Annotated in this window: 1 protein-coding gene; it reads right to left on the bottom strand. The window is 63.7% G+C overall.

From position 1 onward, the window contains the following. Positions 1-13: 13 nt before the first annotated feature. Positions 14-955 carry an IS110 family transposase gene (locus BI327_RS40740; RefSeq protein ID WP_076867244.1) on the bottom strand — a complete coding sequence of 314 codons (942 nt, stop codon included), beginning with the start codon at positions 953-955 and terminating at the stop codon, positions 14-16. Positions 956-1,124: the final 169 nt, after the last annotated feature.

The raw sequence follows: 1,124 nt of genomic DNA on the forward strand, positions 1-1,124 counted from the left end.
GAGCCGGCAACTGTTATGTTGCTGGCTCGAGCTGATAGGGCTTTCTATCACGCATCATGGCGTTGAGGACCGTCAGTAGCTTCCTGGCGACAGCGATGAGAGCGAGCTTGGCGGGCTTACCGGCCTGCCGCAGTCGTGTGTAGAAGGTCTTAAAGGGAGCTGCTCTACGGACCGCGTTGAGGGCAGCCATGTAGAGGGCGGCGCGGACGCGCTTTCGGCCACCGCCGATCTTGCGCTTGCCACGGTAGGCGCCGCTGTCGACGTTGAAGGGAGCCAGGCCGGCGAGCGCAGCCACCTGCTTCGGTCCAATCCGTCCGAGTTCCGGCATCTGCGCGATGAGCTGCATGCAGGCCACAGGACCCACGCCGGGCAGTGAGCGCATCAACTGCGCATCATCCGAGATCTCCGGTTCGGCCTTGATCAGCGCGCTGATATCGGCCTCGATCTCGGCGATCTGGCCGTCGAGGACCTCGATGAAGCGGCCGATGCGTTCGGCCATGGCGCAGTCATCGGCCTCGCTGCGGCGGTTCTTCTCTTGGACGCGCATCAGGACCAGCTGATCTCGCCGTTTTGCCAGCCTTGCCAAGGCGCTACGGGCGGGGCTGGCGACTTGCTCGGTGGCGGGCTGCATGGCGCGCGCAAAGGCCGCCAGCATCCGCGCATCGATCGGGTCGGTCTTGGCGAGCTGGCCGCTGGCGCGGGCAAAGTCACGGGCACGGGCCGGATTGATCCGGGCAAAGCGGATACCGGCCTGACGCAGCGCCTCGCGGAGCTCGAGGTCATAGACACCCGTGGCCTCGAAGACGACCAGCGCATCGCATCGCCAACGCGCCACCAGCTGTGTGATGGCCTGTGTCGCGTTGACGATGCGTTCCGATACACCGATGGCCTCATCGAAAATATCGAGGTGATGTTTGGAGACGTCGATTCCGACGTAACGAAGGGGTATGATCATGGTGCCTGTCCCTGTGATGCGAGGTCTGTTGGCGCAGCCTCGTGCAACTGTTCAGGTTGTAGATGGAACGGGCGGGAGACCGGGCCGGATCACGGCGTCAAGCGCCAAGGACCCAACGGCTTCCCGCCCACCTTCATCATGACAGACTTCCAAGACACAGGGACCCATA

This window comes from Bradyrhizobium mercantei, assembly GCF_001982635.1.
Classification (GTDB): Bacteria; Pseudomonadota; Alphaproteobacteria; order Rhizobiales; family Xanthobacteraceae; genus Bradyrhizobium; species Bradyrhizobium mercantei.